Here is a 4,061-nt window from a genome sequence, read left to right on the forward strand (position 1 = left end):
AAATCACAGACTGTTGTTGCGGCGAGAGACGAACGAGGACATGTTCCGCTTGGAGGTGTCGTGAAGCGAGGATGGTTGGATGCCCTGCTTTGCGACACCGACCGGGTGCGGGTGTCCCGCAAGGTGCTGGAGGTGTCGTGAAGCGAGGATGGTTGGATGCTCTGCCTTGCGACACCGACCGGGTTGGGCCCACGTTGCGGCATGCTGTGTGGCCGCGGCAGGGGAGGGTGTCCCGCAGGATGCTGGAGGTGTCGTGAGCGAGCGTCGCGAGAGTCCTGTTCGGGTCGCGCTGCTGGGATGTGGCACGGTCGGCAGTGAGGTTGCCCGCCTGCTGCTGAACGGCGCCGACGAGCTGGCGGCCCGGGTGGGTGCCCCCGTTGAGTTGGCCGGTATCGCGGTGCGCAGACCCGACAAGCATCCGGAGCTTCCGCAGCAGTTGTTGACAGCCGACGCGGGCGAACTCGTCGAGTCCGATGTGGACATCGTCGTCGAGTTGATCGGCGGTATCGAGCCGGTGCGCGGTTGGCTGCTCACGGCGTTGCGTCAGGGCAAGTCCGTGGTGACGGGTAACAAGGCGTTGTTGGCCGAGCACGGCGGGGAGTTGTCGGCGGCGGCCAACGAATCGGGTGCCGACCTGTATTACGAGGCATCGGTCGCGGGCGCTATCCCGCTGTTGCGTCCGTTGCGGGAATCCTTGGCGGGTGACCGGATCACTCGCGTGATGGGCATTGTGAACGGCACCACGAACTTCATCCTGTCCGCTATGGATTCCACGGGCGCGAGCTACGCCGAGACACTGGAGGAGGCGACGCGTCTCGGTTATGCGGAGGCCGATCCGAGCGCGGACGTGGAGGGTTACGACGCCGCGTCGAAGGCCGCGATCCTGGCGTCATTGGCGTTCCACACGAGGGTGACGGCGGCCGAGGTGTACCGCGAGGGCATCGTGGGCATCAACGCCTCCGACATCGCGGCGGCCAAGCGGTTGAACCGGACGGTGAAGCTGCTGGCGATCTGTGAACGGGTGACGGCCGACGACGGTACGGAGTCGGTGTCGGCGCGGGTGCACCCGGTGATGATTCCCAGGACACACCAGCTCGCGGGAGTGGGCGGCGCGTTCAACGCGGTGTACGTCGAGGCCGAGGCCGCGGGTGAGCTGATGTTCTACGGGCAGGGCGCCGGGGGCGCTCCCACGGCGAGTGCCGTGCTCGGGGACCTGGTGGCGGCGGCCCGCAACCGGGTCGCCGGTGGGCGTGGACCGCGCGAGTCTGCTCACGCGGCGCTACCGGTGCGTCCGATGGGGCAGACCCCGACGCGCTACCACATCAGTCTCGACGTGGCCGACCGTCCTGGTGTGTTGGCGCAGGTCGCGCAGGTCTTCGCCGTGCACGGTGTGAGCATCGCGGCGGTGCGCCAGCGGGACGAGCGTTCCACCGCGAGTCTCGTGGTGGTGACCCATCTGGCGCCGGATGCGGCGCTGGAGGCCACGGTCGACGAGGTCAGCGAGCTCGACGTGGTGCGGGAGGTAGTGAGTGTGATGCGGGTGGAAGGCGAGGATTCGTGAACGCACAGGCTTCTTCGGCTGCGGGGCAGGGTGTGCGGCCGGGCTGGCCGGGTGTCATCAAGGCGTACGCCTCACGCATCCCGGTTCCCGAGGGTGCCGAGATCATCACGCTCGGGGAAGGCAACACGCCGCTGCTGTTCGCCCCACACCTGTCCGAGCTCACCGGCTGCACGGTGTACCTGAAGGTGGAGGGCGCCAACCCCACGGGGTCGTTCAAGGACCGGGGGATGACGGTGGCGATCACCCACGCGAAGGCGAGCGGGTTGCAGGCCGTCATCTGTGCTTCCACCGGGAACACGTCCGCGTCGGCGGCCGCCTACGCCGCGCGGGCGGGTCTGGCCACGGCGGTGTTGGTGCCGCAGGGCAAGATCGCGCTGGGGAAGATGGCTCAGGCCGTGCTGCACGGTGCCCGCATCCTGCAGATCGACGGTAATTTCGACGACTGCTTGGAGCTGGCTCGTAAGACGGCCGCCGACTACCCGGTCACGCTGGTCAACTCGGTGAACCCGGTTCGGCTGGTGGGGCAGAAGAGCGCGGCGTGGGAGATCTGTGACGCGCTCGGCCAGGCCCCGGACATCCATTGCCTTCCGGTGGGCAACGCGGGCAACATCACGGCCTACTGGGCGGGATACACCGAGTACGCCGCCGACGACGTGGTCAGCACCGTGCCGCGGATGTTCGGGTTCCAGGCCGCCGGTGCCGCGCCGCTGGTGAAGGGCGAGCCGGTGCAGGCCCCGGAGACGGTGGCGACCGCGATCCGGGTGGGCAGTCCGGCGTCGTGGGAGTCGGCCGTGAAGGCCAAGACCGCCAGTGGTGGGCTGTTCGAGGCCGTGACTGACGAGAAGATCCTCGACGCTTACCGCCTGCTCGCCCGGCGTGAGGGAGTGTTCGTGGAGCCCGCGTCCGCGACGAGTGTGGCTGGTCTGCTGCTGACGGCGGCCGACGGACGGTTGCCGAAGGGGTCCACCGTGGTGTGCACGGTCACCGGCCACGGTCTCAAGGATCCCGCGACCGCCCTGGATGGCAATGTGGAGGTCGAGCCGCTCGCTGTCGATCCGAGTGCGGTCGCAGCGGCGCTGGAACTGTCGTAAGGGCACCGAAAGGCACGGCCTTCGGGGTTTCACCGTCGGTCGTGCCGAAGGGGCCAGGAATGAGCGTTGGCGTGAAATACACGATCACCGTCCCGGCGTCGACGGCGAATGTCGGCTCCGGATTCGATACGTTCGGTATGGCGCTGGGGATTCACGACGTCATCGACGTGGCCGTGACCGACTCCGGCCTGCACGTTGAGGTGATCGATGCCGGGGCCGGTGACATGTCGAACGTGCCCACCGACGAATCGCACCTCGTGGTGCGCGCGCTGCGGCACGCCTGTCGGTACCTCGACATCAAGGTGCCGGGGCTCGCGCTGCGTTGTCGTAACGCCATCCCGCATTCCCGTGGGCTCGGATCGTCGGCCGCCGCGGTCGTGGCGGGGGTCGCGGCCGGGTATGCGTTGGCGGGTAAGGACATCGACGACGTGGCGCTGCAGTTGGCGGCCGAATTCGAGGGGCACGCCGACAACGCCGCGGCGAGCCTGCTCGGGGGTTTCGTGGTGGCGTGGCAGTCGAACTCGACGTTTCACGCGCAACGGCTGCGTCCGCATCCCGCGATCCGACCCGTGGTGGCTGTACCGAGCGACCACTCGTCGACCGCGGAGACACGGGGACTGTTACCCGAGTACGTGCCGCATGCGGACGCCGCGTTCGCGGCGAGCCGGAGCGCGCTGACGGTGCACGCCGTCACCTCCCGGCCGGACCTGTTGTTCGCGGCGACGGAGGACCGGCTGCACCAGGACTACCGTGAGTCCGCTTTCCCCGCCTCGGTGTGGCTGATGCGGGCGTTGCGGGCGCGCGGGGTGGCCGCGGTGATCTCGGGGGCGGGACCGACCGTGCTGGCGCTGACCACGACGGGAATACTCCCGGAGGGAGTGGACGTTACAGGGTTCGAAGTCACGGAACTGCCCGTCGATCTCATCGGTGTTCGGGTAAGTACGTGAGCGTTCGGGTAAACACGTAAGCGACAGCAGCGACAACGGCACTGTAGGACAGGCCCCGACCATGATCAGGCAAGGAGCCGCCATGTGGGGGGTGGTTGTTGCACCGTGTTTCCCGGCGGTCTACCCTCGGAGGCGTTCGGTCACCGTGCGGTTTCCGCACCTGCTGGTCTCGGAGGGTTTTTCCGGATCGGATCTTTTCCGTTAGTTTTCGACGGGAGTTTCGGGTAAACACGGTGATCGAGTTGATCCCGTGACGGTGGTTGTCGCTGTTTTCCATATCGTCGGCGACGAACCGGCCGCACAGGGACCCCAGTACGCCGTCTCGCAATTCGGACGCGGGCGGTGGTCCGCTGGTCTGCGCGTGGAGTGTGGGCCGGTCAGGAAGGACATGTGTGAGCAACACCGATCTGTTGAGCGGCGACGTGGAGCCCCAAGCTGCATCGTCTGCAACGTCTGACTCGG

3 protein-coding genes are annotated in these 4,061 nt (G+C 67.6%); all 3 read left to right on the forward strand.

The genetic code is table 11. From position 1 onward, the window contains the following. Positions 1–253: 253 nt before the first annotated feature. The 3 genes from M7H19_RS07330 to thrB are packed head-to-tail and all read left to right on the forward strand — an operon-like array spanning position 254 to position 3,599. On the forward strand, positions 254–1,561 hold the full coding sequence (locus M7H19_RS07330) for a homoserine dehydrogenase (RefSeq protein ID WP_298178650.1): 1,308 nt from the start codon (positions 254–256) through the stop codon (positions 1,559–1,561). After that, the gene (gene thrC / locus M7H19_RS07335) at positions 1,558–2,652 is read left to right on the forward strand and encodes a threonine synthase (protein ID WP_298178652.1); all 1,095 of its coding nucleotides are present in this window, start codon (positions 1,558–1,560) and stop codon (positions 2,650–2,652) included. Before M7H19_RS07330 ends, thrC begins: the two co-directional genes overlap by 4 nt. Positions 2,653–2,711: 59 nt before the next feature. Next, positions 2,712–3,599 carry a homoserine kinase gene (thrB, locus tag M7H19_RS07340; RefSeq protein WP_298178655.1) on the forward strand — a complete coding sequence of 296 codons (888 nt, stop codon included), beginning with the start codon at positions 2,712–2,714 and terminating at the stop codon, positions 3,597–3,599. The last annotated feature ends 462 nt before the right edge of the window (positions 3,600–4,061 follow it).

Source organism: Saccharomonospora sp. (genome assembly GCF_027317685.1).
Classification (GTDB): domain Bacteria; phylum Actinomycetota; class Actinomycetes; order Mycobacteriales; family Pseudonocardiaceae; genus Saccharomonospora.

Excerpts from the sequence above, each read along its gene's own strand:
- thrB (WP_298178655.1), top strand. The coding sequence starts at position 2,712 with ATGAGCGTTGGCGTGAAATACACGATCACCGTCCCGGCGTCGACGGCG.